This window comes from Amedibacillus sp. YH-ame6, from assembly GCF_053848845.1.
This window is the reverse complement of sequence record NZ_JBSPEZ010000030.1, coordinates 1-16,585: the sequence shown is the minus strand read 5'-3', so window position 1 is coordinate 16,585 and position 16,585 is coordinate 1. Positions and strand designations below refer to the sequence as shown.

Sequence of the window (16,585 nt, the reverse complement as noted above, 5' to 3'; positions counted from 1 at the left end):
TTCTTCCATTTTCATATTTTATAGAGACATTACTTCAAAAAAAATAATAACCATGCACCACAATTAATTCCTATTAAACATATAATCATTTGATAGGAGTGTAACTATGACCTGTTTTTTTCTTTTTATAAATTTCAATTTTTTGTTCTCTTGTAAGTTTTGACATAATCTAAAAATGAACCTCCTTTAATTGGTTGTCCAATTTAGGGGGTTCACTTCAAAAAGAACTGTTTTTGTTTATCAAAAGTATCTGATTTACGTATTAGGCACGATAGTCGCTAATCCTCCAAGAGATGTTTCACGTAGTTCGATTGGTATTTTCTTACCAGTATAATTCATTGTATGAACCACCATATCAAAGGATACTTTGTGTCCTCTTAGCTCACTAATATTTTGAGCCAATAATGCTGAATCAAGTGCACGTAAAACACCAACCGCATTTCGTTCGATACATGGAATCATTACATAGCCACCTACAGGATCGCATGTAAGTCCAAGATGATGCTCAATACCTATCTCTGCTGCATATTCTATTTGCGCAGTAGGAAGACCTCTAAAATAAGCTGACATCGCCGCTCCCATAGCTACCGCAGCACCAATCTCCGCTTGACATCCACCTTGTGCACCAGAAATCGTAGCATTTTCTTTTATTAAGTTGCCAAATAATCCCGCAACCTTTAAACCATTACGAATACATTCCTTTGAATAGCCTAAATCTTTGTGATGATAATAAATTAAGGCCGGTATAATTCCACTACTTCCAAGAGTAGGTGCCGTTACAGTCGTACATCCTGATGCATTTTCCTCACAGGCTGCATATGCATATGCACATAACAACATCTTTTCTTTTTCAATAGCGCTTTTATTATGTTCAGCTTTATATTTCAAATCTTTCGCTACACGATCTAATTTCAAAGTACCAGGTAGTGTTCCCTCTTTTGATAATCCACTATCTACAGTAGCTATCATCTGTGTCATAATCATGTCCATATAATCATCCAATGGATCAAACATGTTAATATACTGCCACAATTCCCAATTATGAGATGTACAATACTCTTCTATATCTTTTAATGTATGATGAGGATAGACATCTTTTCCCTCTTTGCTGTCTTCTCCCTCAATTTGTATTGCACCACCACCAACTGAATAAATAGTCCATTCACCTAAGATATCATTATTATCATTGTATGCTAATAATTTCATCGTATTCGGATGCTTTAAGTTATCTTTCGCTTTGAATAAAACCATGCAATCTTTTGGTTTCATAGTTTCGATGATGATATAGTCTGTTAAATGTCCTTTCCCTGTCAAGGACAATGAACCATATAGTTCTGCTTCATAATGATGTGCATGATGAAACTTTTCTTTGAATAAAGCTGTTGCTCTTTGTGGTCCCAGCGTGTGTGATGAGGACGGACCAGGTCCTACACGATACAATTCTTTTAATGACTTCATTTACATTCTTCTCCTCCAAGACTTAATAAAAACATTTCAAATCCGATTTCTTTTTTCATAAGACCACTTTTAATTTGTTGATCCAAAGTAGCTAGACGTTCAAGTATAGATAACAGTTCCCTAGCCGTTAAACGCTTTGCTGTATTCATACTAAGTTGTACACGATATGGATGTGCATTGGTGATAGAAACAATATCATCCTTTTGCCTACCCTCATCCATTAAGACTCGTACCTGATAAAGTAAGCGAAACTGCGAAGCTAATGTAGCAATCAAAAAGATTGCATCTTTATTTAAGACTTGCATATCTGCCCACGCATGAAATGCTTTCTTTAAATCCTTATCCACAACTGCATTTACCAATTGAAATACATCTTCTTCAATCGGACGCGTCACAAGGTCTTCTACGATTTCCCGTGTAATCGTTCCTCCAAACAGTTCAAGTTTACCTAGTTCGTTTTGAATGGAACGTATATCATTAGGCAATCGTAACAGTAATAACTCTTTTGCCGCATAATCAAGTACCAAATTACGTTTTGTAATCTGTTCATTTGCATACCGTATTTTTTCTTGATCGTCTACTTTAGAAAACACCATGACCTTACATGTTTCTTTCATTTTTTTAACGATTTTTTTACGAGCATCCAACTTATCCGTAGTTGTGATAAATATGAGAACCGTAGATTCTAATGGATCGTTCAAATATGCTTCTAGAGGAACCAAGTCCCATCCTGTATCATCACTCGTAGTTAAAAAGTTCGCATTTTGGATAAGGATTACTTTATGCTGCGAAAAAAACGGTATTGTTTGCGCATCCTCTAACAACACATGAACATCACTTTTCAGCGCGTCATAAACAATGGTGTTCATTTCATCACCTTGTTCCATATACGATTGTACAATTTTACGCAATGCTTCTTGTAATCGAAACTGTTCTTCTCCATGCAGTATATAGTTCATTCTTATCACCTGTTGTTTATTATACCAAATTCATTGTCTGCCGTCCTATAAAAAGCGAAATATTTACAAAATTTTATAGAAACTGCGCCATTTTTCGAAGTAATAAGTGGATATATATTCTCAAAGCGCATTCTTTCAAGAGTTTGTGTACTTGGATGATGATAACGATTGTTTCTTCCAGCAGATATTAAAGCGATTTGCGGACGTATTTGATGCAAGAATTCAATCGAAGAAGACGTGTTGCTTCCATGATGTCCTACCTTTAATATATCCACTTCCATATTGGGATATTGTTTTAACAATTCTCTTTCCCCCTCTATTCCAACATCCCCCATAAACAAAGCTGAAATACCAAATACTTCTAGATATGTTACGATACTATTTTCATTCGCATCTTTCCCTTCGTAGTTCTCTATGATAAAAGGAATACGAAGACTTCCTAGTGATGTTTCTTTTTGTTTTGTACGAATTACTTCTCCTACCGGAATTAAATTCTGTAATTGTTTTAACCCTCCGCTATGATCATAATCCTCATGGGTAATAATCACTTTATCAATTGCATGTATTCCTTTGTCCTTTAATATTGGAACGATGATATCTTTCGGTATATCTTTATATAGACTTCCCATCACATCAATTAACATGATACCTTGATGAAATGGAAGTTTTATCAGTGTACAATCTCCTTGTCCTACATCTAGCATGTAGATTTCTCCAAAAGGATTTAAATATGGCGCACATGGAATAAAAACTAATAACGCACATAATGTTTTTAAGTCATTCTTGCGATAACTTAAGTACTTCATCAAATAATAAATCCATAGCAATAACCAAAAAATATTAGGTGTAAAATATACATCCCACCCCCACGATTCCAATGTCCTTACGAAATCATACATATGCATTGAAATATCTAATAATCTTTTCACAGGAAATAATACCATTCCCCATGCCAACAAATACAACATGGCGTAGATTGTACGAAAGATACGGAATGAAAGAATCTGTATTGGGTTAAAACTGTGAAAAAAATGCAATTGAAAAGGAATCATAAAGCATAATGAACTGATCATAGCATTCCTTTTTTGAATGTTAAACAAGGACAAAAGACGAAATCCAACTGGCAATAAGAATGCAACTTCATAAGCCATATAGGGAAACAGCAAAAGCACAAAGCACATACTTATTCCTAATGTATCGTATCTAGATGAATTGTGAAATACATACGAGACCAAAGAAAAACAAAGGATTCGTATCAGGGTGGATGAAAGTAAAGTACAATACGCAATACCCCCAATACCAAGAAAGACAATAAAACTTGCACTACGTTTGGATAACTTACGCTGTAGAGCCTTCTGTAAGAGATACATCAAGAATGCTATGTGCATACCACTTGATGTCACAAAGAAGGACACATCGCCCTCGTGGATGCCATACAATAAGGATTTTATCCATTCCACAACATCTTTATTCTGAAACATCGAGACACGCTGATAAAGCATAGAACGTATGCCTGTTCCTGCTTGTATAACCTTGTAAGTCTTCACGTTCATTTGATAATAAATCGATTTTCGATTCAACCATTTCTCAAAACTAAATTGTTGAATATTATGTATTGTTTGAATATATTGATATTCACCTTTTACTTCAATGACATCATCAAAATTTATCTGATCAACTCCATACAGTACAACCTTATAATCACCAGTAGATGCGATTACATAATTTGCTTTTATTTCTTTTATTTGTACAATTTTTGAAACTGGCTTTGGGTGTTGTGAAGTCCCACAACACTGTAGAAAGACAAGGATGATACATATAAAGAATACAACGTGAACTTTATAGTGCTTGATATAAAACAGTGTCATACAAAATAAGAGCACGACAAGAAGTGCTGTATATGGAATCCATTCCGAAAACAACCAGATCATTCCTATTAATAACCAAGTGTTTTTCATAGGGTAATATCATCCTTCAACTTATCATATAACTTATCTCCTATTCCTTTCACTTCCTTTAATTGTTCGAGTGTAAGAAATGGATGAAGTGTACGATATGCAATGATTCTATTAGCTACTGCTGGACCAATTCCAGAAAGTGTATCAAGTTCTTCTAGTGAAGCAGAATTGATAGAAATAAGCTTCTTAGAAGCTTTTTCTTTCACAACAATCACACCATGATTCACAATATCTTCTGTAAGGTTTAAATGAGAAGTATCTCCGTTCTCCTTTATGCCTCCAGCAAGTGCTAGGATTTCTTCAATACTGGCATGAACATCCGTTGTATAAATTCCTGGTTTCTGTACTTCTCCCTTCACCTCAATCCTTTTTGTTGTACTTCCATACTTACTTAAATCAACATACTCAAAACGTCCATAAAACAAACACAATAAAAATAAAACTAAAATTATTTTTTTCATAGAACCCCTCCACTATTTATATACGAGATTCTATGATAAAAATCCTAAAAAAAATAATCCAATCAAGGATTATTTTAAAGAAACGATTTTTACATTGTATGGATTTTCTGTCATAACTTCTACAACATCTCCTGCTTTATGTTCCATAAGAGCATTCGCAAGTGGTGTAATGTTAGATAATTTGCCATTCAATGGATCAGATTCGATAGAACCAACAATCGTATATGTTTCTTCTTCGTTTGTTTCCATATCTAATATGGTAACCGTAGCACCTAAAGAAACAGATTTACGTTTGGCTGATTTTTTATCTTCTTCAATAATTTCCGCTTTCGAAATCATTGCCTCTAAATCACGAATTCTTGCTTCTACTTGTGCTTGATGATCTCTTGCAGCATCGTAGTCCGCATTTTCACTAAGGTCACCTTGCGCACGAGCTTCTTGAAGTTCACGAATAACCTCATCACGCACAACGTGGATCAAACGATCTTGTTCTTTTAATAATTCATCTAAGCCTTCTTTTGTTACTAAAAACTTTTCTTCTTGAGCCATAATTTCACTCCTATTCGCTCGCTATTATACCATATTCTCTGAAATAATACTACTAATTTTCGTAAGTAATAAGTCGATTGCTACAACATTCTTACCACCCTCGGGGATAATGATGTCAGCGTATCGTTTGCTTGGTTCCACAAATTGATTGTGCATATCACGTACCGTACCAATATATTGATCAACAACAGAATCCAAAGTACGTCCACGTTTCTTCACATCACGTACAAGTCTTCTAATAAAACGCAAATCAGCATCCGTATCAACAAATATTTTAATATCGCATAACTTACGAAGATCTTCGTTTTCTAATACAAACAAACCTTCTAACACAAGTACATCACTAGGTTCAATCGCTTCGATTTCGGTAGAACGTGTATGCTCCACAAAATCATAAACAGGTTTTTGTATTTCATTTCCTGTCATTAAAGCAGATAACTGTGATACCAATAGATCATTATCAAATGCAAATGGATGGTCATAGTTTGTCTTTACTCTCTCTTCCATTACCATATGGGATTGATCTTTATAATAATCATCTTGTCGAATAATAACGACGGAGCTGGTATCCTCGTACCTCTCTTTCAATTGTTTTGAAATAGAAGTTTTTCCTGAAGCACTACCTCCAGCAATTCCAATAACGATCATCTTTCTCATAACAGCCTCTATTTTCTAAGTCCATACTTATCAATGTTTGCTTCTTGTTCATTCAATGTTTTTGCATAATATACAGTTCCATCGCCATAAATGTCCGCAACAAAATATAAATATTCACTATCTTTTGGATTTAATACCGCATGAATGGCTTCTTCCCCAGGATTTAAAATTGGCCCAATAGGAAGTCCAGACACTTGATATGTATTATATGGAGAATTGATATCCGTTTGAATTTCACAATCATCACTGCTTGTAAGGTTATCATATAGTGCATAACATACGGTTACACTTGATTGTAAAGGCATGTTCTGTTTCAAACGATTGTAGAATACGCCCGCAATCATATCCATATCTGATTTCTTTGCTGCTTCATATTGAACAACACTTGATAGTGTAACAATCTCTTGTACACTATACCCACTTTTGCTAATTTCATTCTTATACTTATCATAAATTGAACCAAAATGATCCAAGAATGTTGTTGTTACCTCTTTTGCAGTAGCTGTCTTTTTAAAAGTATATGTCTCTGGGAATAAATACCCTTCCAATTTCACTCGATATTGTGAATTTAGAATATCATTGGTTAAGAAAGGATACGACTTCATCAATTCAGTTAAATATGTATCATCATTCCATAGTGTAAGCAACTCATCTTTAGAAACACCTAATTTGCTTTCTACTTCACTGGCAACATCTTTTGCCCACATACCCTCTTTAAATGTAATCTGTACTTGTTCATCTTTGGCTTTCGTAGTATCGTTTAAAATCTCTAAGATTTCTTTGGTACTCATAGAACGATCAATAGAAAAATTCCCTGCCTTCATATCAGATAAACCATTCATTTTCATATATAGTTTTGCCATGGTTGTATTTTTGATTAAATTATTCGCTTTTAGATTTGCTAAAATTGTTTCTGATGTTTCACCTGTCTTTACTTCAAACACCACAGGATCTTTACTAGAGCTTACTGCTCCCAAAGAACTGGAATAATAAGTAAAACCACCAACACCAAGAACCAACACAACAACCGCAATGATAACTGGGATGAGTACCTTTTTATTCTTGAATACTTCTTTATTCATCCACTGCTTCCTCATCTTCTTGGAAGGCACCAATAACTTCTTCAATCATTTGCCATTCTTCATCACTTTCTACAGGAAGCAAGTTTCCACCCTCATCGTAAGCAGATGCAAATACTTCATCGCTTTCTTCATCAGGATCCACGAATACTACGTAGTTCTTACCACGATTTTCATCATTAAACGTAAAAAGAATTTCCATTCTTTTCTCATTCCCTTGTTCATCTGTTACATATAAGCTATTAGAATCTAACATATTTTTTCCTCCTAGAACTAAAAGGGCTCGCTGAGCCCCTAGTATTTACTATCTAAATATCCCTGCAATATTTGTACTGCTGCCATTTGATCAATGACTTTTTTACGTTTCTTACGTGATACATCTGCCGCAATCAAAATACGTTCAGCCGCAACCGTTGTAAGGCGTTCATCCCAAAGCACAACGTTTACACCTAATATTTCTAGTTTCTCTTTAAACATGATAGAAATATCACCACGTATTCCAACATCACCATTCATATGTTTAGGCAAGCCAAGAACTACGGTGTCAGCTTGGAATTCCTTGATGTGTTTTTGTACTTGTTCAAATGCACTATCATAATCATCGCTTTCGAAACGAATCGTTTCTACTGAACGAGCGATCATACCAAGTGCATCACTTACACTCACACCAAGTGTTTTACTGCCTAAATCAAGTCCTAGAACACGCATTACTTATCGTCTTCCAGATATGCTCTTACAAGTTCTTCAATAATTTCATAGCGTTCTACACTTTGAATCACTGTACGCGCATTGTTATGTGATGAAATATAAGCTGGATCATTTGAAATAAGATATCCTGCAAGTTGATTTACAGAATTATATCCTCTTTCGTCCAAAGCATCTTTCACTAAGCGTAATACATGCTTGATATTGTCTCTTTTTAACTCTTCGCTTGAAAAAGACATCGTTTCTGTTATATCTTTCATTGTATTACCTCCTTTTTGTATATGTATATTTTATCGTATTTTCATCAAATTGAAAAGCATTATGACAGGATATTTTTAATGAATGCAAATGCATCCTCTATTTTTGATGTATCTTTTGCTCCAGATTGTGCTAAATCAGGTCTACCTCCGCCTTTTCCATCACAAATGAGCGCAGCTTCACGAACCAAATCTCCACATTTTACACCAGTAGATACTGCTTCTTTCCCTGCCCCCCCAACAAATACAACCTTATCATCCACGATACCACCAAGGAATACAACAAGATTATCATATTTAGCTTTTAAATTTGTCACGATATCCTTTAAGGCATTCGCATCCACACCATCCATACGTTCGATTAATACATCTTTTCCATTCATAGATTGAATGTGTGTTTGTAAATCATTTGCCTTTAACGCAAACATAGATGCTTGTAATGCAGCGATTTCTTTTTTCAATTGTGCATTTTCATCCAATACTTGAACAACTCTATTCTCGATATTTGTAATTCCGTTCATTTTTAAATCTGCCGCAATTTCATGTAAAGTATGATCCAATGCATGGAATTCTTGATATGCTTCAAATCCTGTTTTCGCAGTAATACGACGAATTCCAGAGCCAATGCTTTCTTCGCTTACAATTTTACATACACCAATTTCTTGTGTATTATGCACATGACATCCTCCACAGAATTCCTTAGATACATCTCCCATAGAAACAACACGAACAACATCACCGTATTTTTCATCAAATAAAGCAGTTGCTCCACTCTTCTTCGCTTCTTCAATTGGCATTTCTACTTTACGAACTTCATAATGTGCAGCGATGAATTGATTTACAATACCCTCAATTTCATTAAGTTGTGCTTCACTCACTTTTTCAAAATGTGTAAAGTCAAATCGTAAATACTCATCACTTACAAAAGAACCAGCTTGTTGAATGTGCGTTCCTACTACTTGTTTCAAAGCACTTTGTAGTAAATGTGTACAAGAGTGATTTCTTGTAATAACATCACGTTTTTTCTCATCTACAACGATTTCCACTTCATCTCCTACATGCAACTTTCCAGCATCTATAGAAACTCTGTGTAAATGTTGTTTGTGTGGTGCTTTTATAGTTTGTAAGATACGTGCTTCCACAGCCCCATGAAGAGAACCACTATCCCCTATTTGTCCTCCACTTTCTCCATAACAAACACTTTGATCAAAGATTACATCACCTTCACTATCCAATGATTCTACTTGTTTTCCATCTTTAAACAAACCGATTACTAACGCATGACATTGTGTCTGATCATATCCAATGAATGCACTTTCTTTTGTAAACGCCATTAAGTCCGCAGATTGACTAGACATAGATTCTGCTTCTTCTCTTGCATTACGAGCACGATCACGTTGTTTCGTCATTTCTTCTTGGAAACCATTCTCATCTACACGATAGTCACTTTCTTGTGCCATCTCGATTGTCAACTCCAATGGGAAGCCATATGTATCGTATAACTTAAATGCAGTTGCGCCATCAATTAATTTTGTATCTTTGTTTTTATCCATAACATCCAACATCAATTTCTCTCCATCGGATAAAGTTGTATGGAAACGTTCTTCTTCTGCTTTTACTAATTTTGCGATATACTCAAGTTTTTCTCCGATGTATGGATAGAAATCTTTCATTAATTCATATACAACTGGAACAAGCTTGTACATAAATGCTCCTTCAATTTTTAATTTCTTACCAAAACGAACAGCACGACGTAATACACGACGCAACACATAACCTCTACCTTCATTAGAGAATAAAGCACCATCCGCAAGTGCAAATGTAACTGTACGGATATGATCCGCAATTACGCGAAATGCCATCTTATATTCTTCTTGTGTATAAGCATATTTCGTATATTTTTCACACTCATGAATCAATGGTAGAAATAAATCTGTATCAAAGTTTGTTTCTCCCTCTTGTACAAGACATACCAATCGTTCAAGACCCATACCCGTATCTATATTTTTCTGTGGTAGTTCTTTATACTCTGAACGATCTAATTCAGGTTTACAATCGTATTGTGAGAATACAACATTCCATACTTCAATATAACGATCATTCTCTAACTCTTCAAAAAACAACTTTTCTCCTAAGCCTTCAGGATCATACTTTTCTCCACGATCGAAGAATATCTCAGAATCTGGTCCACCAGGTCCTTCGCCAATTTCCCAAAAATTACCATCTGTTTTCAAGATATGAGTTGGATCAAACTTACATACTTCTGTCCAAATACGATATGCTTCTGTATCATCTGTATACACACTCACATATAGTTTTTCTTTTGGAAATCCAATCCATTCAGGGCTCGTTAAAAATTCATAAGCAAATGGAATCGCGTCTTCTTTGAAATAATCACCAATAGAAAAATTTCCAAGCATTTCAAAAAACGTATGATGACGAGCTGTCTTTCCTACATTTTCAATATCATTGGTACGAATTGATTTTTGAGCATTTGCTATTCGATTATTTCTTGGTTTTTCACTACCATCAAAATATTTCTTTAAAGCTGCTACGCCTGCATTGATCCACAATAATGTTGGATCGTTGTGTGGAACTAAACTAGCTCCTGGTTCAATCATATGTCCTTTTGATTTAAAGAAATCTAAAAACATTTGACGAACTTGATTACCTGTTAATTGTTTCATTCTCTCTTACCTCCTGAACAATAAAAAAACGTTCCTATTCCAGGAACGTAAATATACGCGGTACCATCCTAGTTCACTTTATATGTATATAAAGCACCCTTATTTTTTTCTTAACGCGAAATCACGTGAAACTCCAAAGTAGCTTCCATTCCTTAGCATAAAAGCTTTCACCAACCGCTTTCTCTCTTTGATGCGTCAAGACATGTACTCATCTTCTTCAACGTTTCAATGAATAAATTTAGTTTATCATATTGTGGAGCTTTTGGCAAATAGTTTATACATCAGTTTTCATAACTTTCTTCTCTCATAACTTCATCAAAATCCCTCCAAATATCATCCCACTCTCCTACTTTATCACTTGTTTTACTATGCAGATAAGAACGAAATGCAATTTGTGCAATCGCCGCAAAGATAGGAGAAAGAATTACACCAACCACTCCAAAGAAAGCTTCGGATATAAAAATAAATACAAAGGTTAGGATTGGACGAACATTCATTGTACGATTGAAAATCATCGGTTGAATTACATTGGATTCAATCTGTTGAATGGTCCAAACAATTAGAAATGGAATGACTGGAAAGGAATCATAGCTCAACAATCCCACTACAGCAATCAACAACAAACCAAAAGTCGCACCAATATAAGGAAATAAGTTTAACAAAGCTAAAATAATCGCATATAAAATAGCATTGGGAAAATCAATCAAATAAAGCACAGCTCCAACACTACATGCGATAAATAATAAGTCGATTAATGTACCTACCAAGTACTGAAAGACAATGTTACTCATTGTAAGATAAAAGGTAGAAAAACGTTGTACATTAGGAAGTAGTTTTTTTGCACATCGCTTCCAAAAATCTAAATCGATAGAAAGGAAAAATGCAGTAATATATGCTATACCATATTTGGTCACAACATCCATTGTATTCTTCAAAGAATCAATGACAATGATATAACCCTCATCCAAATATTTTTCTTTCACGACATTCAAGTTATCGTATGAGATATGGTATGTTTGTAAAAATTCTTCAATCTTTTGTACCCACGAAGGAAACACCTTTATAAAATCCAAAATTTGTTGATAAAGTAATGGCATTATAATCATTAAAAAGACACATCCCATCAATAGGATTCCAATATACACCAAACATACGGAAGTACGAGTAGAAAAATGTTTTCGTAAGCGATCAATAATAGGTTGTAATAAAAATGCAATCACACCACCCATGAAGATTGGCAAACAAGACTTATAAATATCTACCAAACGTTCAAAAAGATGAAGTTGTTTTAAAACAAGTACAAGTAATAAGATAGAAAGTAGTGGAAGGATACTTTTTTTACAAATTCTAATAAAGCGTTGTGTAAAAGGTAATGTTTTCATAAAAGAAAAACCCCTTAGGGGTTAGTCTAAATCCATACAGTCGCACATATGATCATAGGATTTGTGAATCTTTTTCATCATTTTTTTCTTTTGCCGGCGAGATTTACGATAAATATCAGATAATTCTTCCTCTTGTGTATAACCTATATACATTCCAGCAATTAATCCTATGACTGCAGAAACCATACATTTGTTCATAATATCACTCCCATCACTACTAGTGTGGAAGTAAGTTGATGCTCTATCCAAAGAATTCTAAAATTCTTTGTCTTAAAGTACTTTTTCTGACCTGACGATCCTCTATTTGAATTGCTCTTTCAAACACACTTGGATCACCTAGCATAACCAAACTCTTCTTTGCACGAGTAACTGCCGTATAAATCAATCGTTTCTGTAACATATGACGATAATCTGAGACAATCGGCAAAATCACAATTGGATACTCACTCCCCTGTGATTTATGAATAGAAACACAATATGCATGTGTAATATGATAAATTTGTTCACCTGCATATTCAACTATCACACCATCAAAATCCGCAGTAATACGATTGGTATGATGAATATCTTCATAACTTGGGATGATTTCTAGAATCGTACCTATATCTCCATTAAACACACCATCATCTGGTTGATTTTTCAACTGTAGTATCTTATCGTTTTCACGAAATGTTCGATATCCTACTTTTATTTCTTGTACGTGTCCACGAGGAGGATTGATCATTTTCTGTAATGCATTATTCAAAGCATCAATACCCGCTACTCCCCTATACATTGGGGCTAACACTTGAATATCCTTTTCCTGATAGCCTTTTTCAAACGCATTAGAGACAATGTTCATCACCAAATCTTTGATTTCATAGTTCTGCGCATTAAAAAATGCTATATCTCCAGTATTGTTCATCACCTCTATATGTCCATCACGTATTTCATGTGCTAAGCGAACAACTCCACTACCTTCACTTTGACGAAAAATCTTATCCAATCTACTTAAAGAGAATTGTTTTGATTCAATAAGATCTTTTAAGACACACCCTGGACCTACACTTGGTAGCTGATCTTCATCTCCAATAAGTAGAATCTTGCGTACATTCTTAGAAGCTTTTACCAAATTATAAAAAAGCCACTGATCAACCATAGAAAACTCATCGATGATTAAAATATCATAATCTATTGGTTCTTTTTCATTTGCTTGAAATGTATTAGTTTCTAAATCCCACTTTAATAAGCTATGTAAAGTCATTGCAGATCCATTACTGAGCTCTGATAAACGTTTACTAGCTCTACCTGTTGGTGCGCATAGTGCAACTCTTTGTGTCGGCAAAAAAGTTCTACAAAGTGCCAAAATGCCTTGTACAATTGTCGTCTTACCAGTACCCGGGCCTCCTGTAATTATAGAGAATGAATCCTTAAAGAAAGCAGTCATGGCTTGTTTTTGTTTCGCTTCATAATGAATATGATAACGTTCTTCGAGCTCCGTGATTTCCTCATTCATAGAAGAATCAAAAGAAATATCCTCTACATAAGGAAAGTGATATAAAAAATTTGCGATTCCTTTTTCTGCGTCATATTGCGTATGATGATATATACGCCCATCTTCGATCATTACCAAACGTTCTTTTTGTAATTCATTCAAATAGTCATCCAATACGATTTCCACATCGAATTCTTTACGTAATCGTTTTGATAAAGCATCCTCACTTGTATAGGTATCACCATTTGCCATACAAATATCAAGAATACATGCAAGAACTGCAGCTTTCATACGATATGGATGATCACTTGCAAATGATAATTCCTTGGCGAGTTTATCAGCTGTTTTAAACCCAATTCCATCCACTTCTTCGATCAATCGATAAGGGTTTTCTTTCACGATGGAGGCAGCTCTCTCTCCATAGGTTGCTTCTAGTTTCATAATGTTTTTTACACTAATTCCATGTTGCGTAAAGAACACTATCGAATCATCTAAATTTTCATGATCGTTTACACTATGCAAAATACTCTCTATTTTCTTTTGGTTTAATGATGGAATATCAATTAAAACTTCTGGGTTCTCTTTGATTTTTGTGATGGCATCATCTCCAAGAATTTGGACAATCATTGCGGCCGTTTGTTTTCCAATTCCAGGAAACAGGCTACTAGAAAAATAACGAATCAATGATGTTTCATCGTTCGGTTTCATTTTTTCATAAGCACTCACTTGAAACTGCATCCCATAACGCGGATGATCGATATATTCACCATGAAGTTCATAAATCACATCTTCATGTAATTCTCGAAAATATCCCGTAGCTACAAAATCTTCCTCATTTGCATCATAAGTTACAAATTTTGCTACACTATAACCACTTTGATCATTACGGAAAATCGTTAAAAGATGTTTTGCTTTTAATACTAAAGATTCATTCATTTATCATTCCTCAATTCATTATAAAAGCATTGCAATCATGGATATTGCATTATTTAAAAAATGAATGCCAAAAGGCACTAATATACTATTACTCTTCTCATAACTAAACGCTAAGACAACGCCTAATCCAGCATATACAAACAAGTAGATAATATCACTGAAATCTCCAACGAGCAGTGTATCCACAAAATGTATAGAACCAAATAGTATGGAACTCACAATAATGGCAACTATGAAATTGGTTTTCTTTCGAAGGTAACCATATACCCCACCTCGAAATACACATTCTTCTACTAGTGGAGCTGCAATACAAGTAGACAATAAGGTAATCATTGGCACGACATTACTCGCTTGTCGAATGACCTCTTGGTTATTACTACCATTTGAATTACTAATTAAGGATACAATCATCGATAAGGTAACATTTACACATAATAAAACAACTGCTAATCCGATAATTAGCTTTATATTTTGTAATGGAGCTTCCTTAAATTTATTATATCCTTGTTTTATCACTGGCCAAGCTAACAAAAGCGCAATCACAATAGTAAACATATAGGTAGCGATTTGTAATGATGGCAAAATCATTTTTGCATTTGGATCAATCGCTAATGTAATTCTAGATATTACAATTCCATAAACATACATGTAACCTACAAAATAATGTACTAAAAGAGCAATTACTCGTGGCAATGACAAGGCATGCACACGTTCCCTATTTTCCATCATGCAATCTCCTATTGATTCTATTTTGTAAACTTTCGCCTTTGATAAATACTTCTTCAATGACGCCTCCGCCAAGACACTCTTCATTTCTATAAAAGACCGCTTCTTGACCACATGTAACAGAAGAAACACCTTGTTCATAACGAACAAAAACAGTTGTTTCATCTACAAACCGAAGCACAACATCATGATCTTTTTGCCGGTATCTAAATTTCGCAGTACACTGAAGTTCTCCATTTGGTAGTTCTGATGAAAACCAATTTACTCCTGTTACAATACAACTATCTGTATACAACCAATCGGATTCATCGCCATTGGTCACATATAAAACATTTGTTTCGACATCCTTCCCTACAACAAACCAAGGGCCTTTATTTCCACCAATCCCTAACCCTTTACGTTGTCCAACCGTATAGTATAAAACACCACCATGTCTACCAACAACTTCCAAAGTTTCAATATCTACAATATCACCATCTTGACAAGGAAGATAGTTTTGTAAGAATTCTCTAAAATTTCGTTCACCGATAAAACAAATTCCCGTTGAATCTTTCTTTTCAGAAACACTCTTTAAATTCAGTTTCTCTGCGATCTCACGAACTTCATGTTTCTGTAAATGTCCAATAGGAAATAAAGAATGTGCAAGTGAGTCTTGAGGTACTTGGCATAAGAAATATGTTTGATCTTTATTATTATCTGCACCACGTAACATTTTACTTTTTTCACCACTGTGATCTACTTGCGCGTAATGACCAGTTGCTAAAGTATCAAACCCTAATTTTTTCGCATAGTTCATAAAAGCATCAAATTTAATATATTTATTACATAAAATATCTGGATTTGGGGTTCTTCCTTTTTTATATTCATCTAAAAAATACGTAAATACATGATCCCAGTATTCCTTTACAAAATCCACTCTCAACAAAGGTAACTCCAATGCATCCGCAACTGCTTTAGCATCTAAATAATCTTGTTCTTGTGGACAAACATCATCTTGAATGGTTGGATTCCCTAAAATATCGTTATTCGCAAAAGAATCCCAATTACGCATAAAAGCACAGGTAACATCATAGCCCTGTTCTTTTAATATATATGCCGCTACAGCAGAGTCAACTCCGCCTGATAATCCTAATAGTACTTTTTGTTTCATACGTTCACCTACTTATACGTTGAATATTATACCATGGAATTGGTATAGATAAAACAGAAAAGAAAAAGACATCCTTGCGGATGTCGATCACCTGGCAGCGTGCTATCTTCACTGAGGCAGGCCCAGCTATTGTCGCCGCTGAAGTGC

16 protein-coding genes and 1 other annotated feature are annotated in these 16,585 nt (G+C 34.7%); all 16 genes read right to left on the bottom strand.

The features are described 5' to 3' along the window. Window positions 1-255: 255 nt before the first annotated feature. Window positions 256-1,458: an L-serine ammonia-lyase, iron-sulfur-dependent, subunit alpha gene (locus ACWG0P_RS14420; protein ID WP_455802331.1), complete on the bottom strand. Its 1,203-nt coding sequence runs from the start codon at window positions 1,456-1,458 to the stop codon at window positions 256-258. After that, window positions 1,455-2,417 carry a DNA polymerase III subunit delta gene (gene holA, locus ACWG0P_RS14415; protein ID WP_455802330.1) on the bottom strand — a complete coding sequence of 321 codons (963 nt, stop codon included), beginning with the start codon at window positions 2,415-2,417 and terminating at the stop codon, window positions 1,455-1,457. The genes ACWG0P_RS14420 and holA overlap by 4 nt, the downstream gene beginning before the upstream one ends. Window positions 2,418-2,422: 5 nt before the next feature. Further along, on the bottom strand, window positions 2,423-4,375 hold the full coding sequence (locus ACWG0P_RS14410) for an MBL fold metallo-hydrolase (protein ID WP_455802329.1): 1,953 nt from the start codon (window positions 4,373-4,375) through the stop codon (window positions 2,423-2,425). Beyond that, complete coding sequence (locus tag ACWG0P_RS14405; protein WP_455802328.1) at window positions 4,372-4,836, bottom strand: helix-hairpin-helix domain-containing protein; 465 nt, start codon at window positions 4,834-4,836, stop codon at window positions 4,372-4,374. Before ACWG0P_RS14405 ends, ACWG0P_RS14410 begins: the two co-directional genes overlap by 4 nt. Before the next feature lie 69 nt (window positions 4,837-4,905). Next, on the bottom strand, window positions 4,906-5,385 hold the full coding sequence (greA, locus tag ACWG0P_RS14400; RefSeq protein WP_455802327.1) for a transcription elongation factor GreA: 480 nt from the start codon (window positions 5,383-5,385) through the stop codon (window positions 4,906-4,908). 24 nt (window positions 5,386-5,409) lie between these two features. After that, the gene (gene udk, locus ACWG0P_RS14395) at window positions 5,410-6,042 is read right to left on the bottom strand and encodes a uridine kinase (protein ID WP_455802326.1); all 633 of its coding nucleotides are present in this window, start codon (window positions 6,040-6,042) and stop codon (window positions 5,410-5,412) included. A gap of 8 nt (window positions 6,043-6,050) precedes the next feature. Further along, complete coding sequence (mltG, locus tag ACWG0P_RS14390; RefSeq protein ID WP_455802325.1) at window positions 6,051-7,124, bottom strand: endolytic transglycosylase MltG; 1,074 nt, start codon at window positions 7,122-7,124, stop codon at window positions 6,051-6,053. Further along, the gene (locus ACWG0P_RS14385; protein ID WP_455791574.1) at window positions 7,117-7,377 is read right to left on the bottom strand and encodes a DUF1292 domain-containing protein; all 261 of its coding nucleotides are present in this window, start codon (window positions 7,375-7,377) and stop codon (window positions 7,117-7,119) included. The genes mltG and ACWG0P_RS14385 overlap by 8 nt, the downstream gene beginning before the upstream one ends. Before the next feature lie 38 nt (window positions 7,378-7,415). Continuing rightward, a complete protein-coding gene (gene ruvX / locus ACWG0P_RS14380; RefSeq protein WP_455802324.1) occupies window positions 7,416-7,829 on the bottom strand; it encodes a Holliday junction resolvase RuvX in 414 nt (137 codons plus the stop codon). Next, window positions 7,829-8,086, bottom strand: a complete 258-nt coding sequence (locus tag ACWG0P_RS14375) for an IreB family regulatory phosphoprotein (RefSeq protein WP_455802323.1) — start codon at window positions 8,084-8,086, stop codon at window positions 7,829-7,831. Before ACWG0P_RS14375 ends, ruvX begins: the two co-directional genes overlap by 1 nt. A gap of 59 nt (window positions 8,087-8,145) precedes the next feature. Next, window positions 8,146-10,770 (bottom strand): alanine--tRNA ligase, encoded by a 2,625-nt coding sequence (gene alaS / locus ACWG0P_RS14370; RefSeq protein ID WP_455802322.1) that lies wholly within the window; start codon window positions 10,768-10,770, stop codon window positions 8,146-8,148. Window positions 10,771-10,808: 38 nt separating this feature from the next. Next, window positions 10,809-11,000: a binding site (T-box leader), on the bottom strand. Between the two features lie 51 nt (window positions 11,001-11,051). Beyond that, window positions 11,052-12,152, bottom strand: coding sequence for an AI-2E family transporter (locus ACWG0P_RS14365; protein ID WP_455791567.1), 1,101 nt, complete (start codon window positions 12,150-12,152; stop codon window positions 11,052-11,054). A gap of 21 nt (window positions 12,153-12,173) precedes the next feature. After that, entirely contained in the window at window positions 12,174-12,350 is a 177-nt protein-coding gene (locus ACWG0P_RS14360) for a hypothetical protein (RefSeq protein ID WP_455791565.1), read from the bottom strand. A gap of 43 nt (window positions 12,351-12,393) precedes the next feature. Then, window positions 12,394-14,562 (bottom strand): SF1B family DNA helicase RecD2, encoded by a 2,169-nt coding sequence (gene recD2 / locus ACWG0P_RS14355; RefSeq protein ID WP_455802321.1) that lies wholly within the window; start codon window positions 14,560-14,562, stop codon window positions 12,394-12,396. Window positions 14,563-14,580: 18 nt separating this feature from the next. Continuing rightward, complete coding sequence (locus tag ACWG0P_RS14350; RefSeq protein ID WP_455802320.1) at window positions 14,581-15,288, bottom strand: CPBP family intramembrane glutamic endopeptidase; 708 nt, start codon at window positions 15,286-15,288, stop codon at window positions 14,581-14,583. Next, window positions 15,278-16,438 carry a tRNA 2-thiouridine(34) synthase MnmA gene (mnmA, locus tag ACWG0P_RS14345; RefSeq protein WP_455802319.1) on the bottom strand — a complete coding sequence of 387 codons (1,161 nt, stop codon included), beginning with the start codon at window positions 16,436-16,438 and terminating at the stop codon, window positions 15,278-15,280. Before mnmA ends, ACWG0P_RS14350 begins: the two co-directional genes overlap by 11 nt. Window positions 16,439-16,585: the final 147 nt, after the last annotated feature.

Coding starts and splice junctions, on each gene's coding strand:
- alaS (WP_455802322.1), bottom strand. CDS start 10,770: ATGAAACAATTAACAGGTAATCAAGTTCGTCAAATGTTTTTAGATTTC.
- ACWG0P_RS14410 (WP_455802329.1), bottom strand. CDS start 4,375: ATGAAAAACACTTGGTTATTAATAGGAATGATCTGGTTGTTTTCGGAA.
- greA (WP_455802327.1), bottom strand. CDS start 5,385: ATGGCTCAAGAAGAAAAGTTTTTAGTAACAAAAGAAGGCTTAGATGAA.
- ACWG0P_RS14375 (WP_455802323.1), bottom strand. CDS start 8,086: ATGAAAGATATAACAGAAACGATGTCTTTTTCAAGCGAAGAGTTAAAA.
- udk (WP_455802326.1), bottom strand. CDS start 6,042: ATGAGAAAGATGATCGTTATTGGAATTGCTGGAGGTAGTGCTTCAGGA.
- ACWG0P_RS14405 (WP_455802328.1), bottom strand. CDS start 4,836: ATGAAAAAAATAATTTTAGTTTTATTTTTATTGTGTTTGTTTTATGGA.
- ACWG0P_RS14350 (WP_455802320.1), bottom strand. CDS start 15,288: ATGGAAAATAGGGAACGTGTGCATGCCTTGTCATTGCCACGAGTAATT.
- ACWG0P_RS14420 (WP_455802331.1), bottom strand. CDS start 1,458: ATGAAGTCATTAAAAGAATTGTATCGTGTAGGACCTGGTCCGTCCTCA.
- recD2 (WP_455802321.1), bottom strand. CDS start 14,562: ATGAATGAATCTTTAGTATTAAAAGCAAAACATCTTTTAACGATTTTC.
- ruvX (WP_455802324.1), bottom strand. CDS start 7,829: ATGCGTGTTCTAGGACTTGATTTAGGCAGTAAAACACTTGGTGTGAGT.
- holA (WP_455802330.1), bottom strand. CDS start 2,417: ATGAACTATATACTGCATGGAGAAGAACAGTTTCGATTACAAGAAGCA.
- ACWG0P_RS14365 (WP_455791567.1), bottom strand. CDS start 12,152: ATGAAAACATTACCTTTTACACAACGCTTTATTAGAATTTGTAAAAAA.
- ACWG0P_RS14385 (WP_455791574.1), bottom strand. CDS start 7,377: ATGTTAGATTCTAATAGCTTATATGTAACAGATGAACAAGGGAATGAG.
- mnmA (WP_455802319.1), bottom strand. CDS start 16,438: ATGAAACAAAAAGTACTATTAGGATTATCAGGCGGAGTTGACTCTGCT.
- mltG (WP_455802325.1), bottom strand. CDS start 7,124: ATGAATAAAGAAGTATTCAAGAATAAAAAGGTACTCATCCCAGTTATC.
- ACWG0P_RS14360 (WP_455791565.1), bottom strand. CDS start 12,350: ATGAACAAATGTATGGTTTCTGCAGTCATAGGATTAATTGCTGGAATG.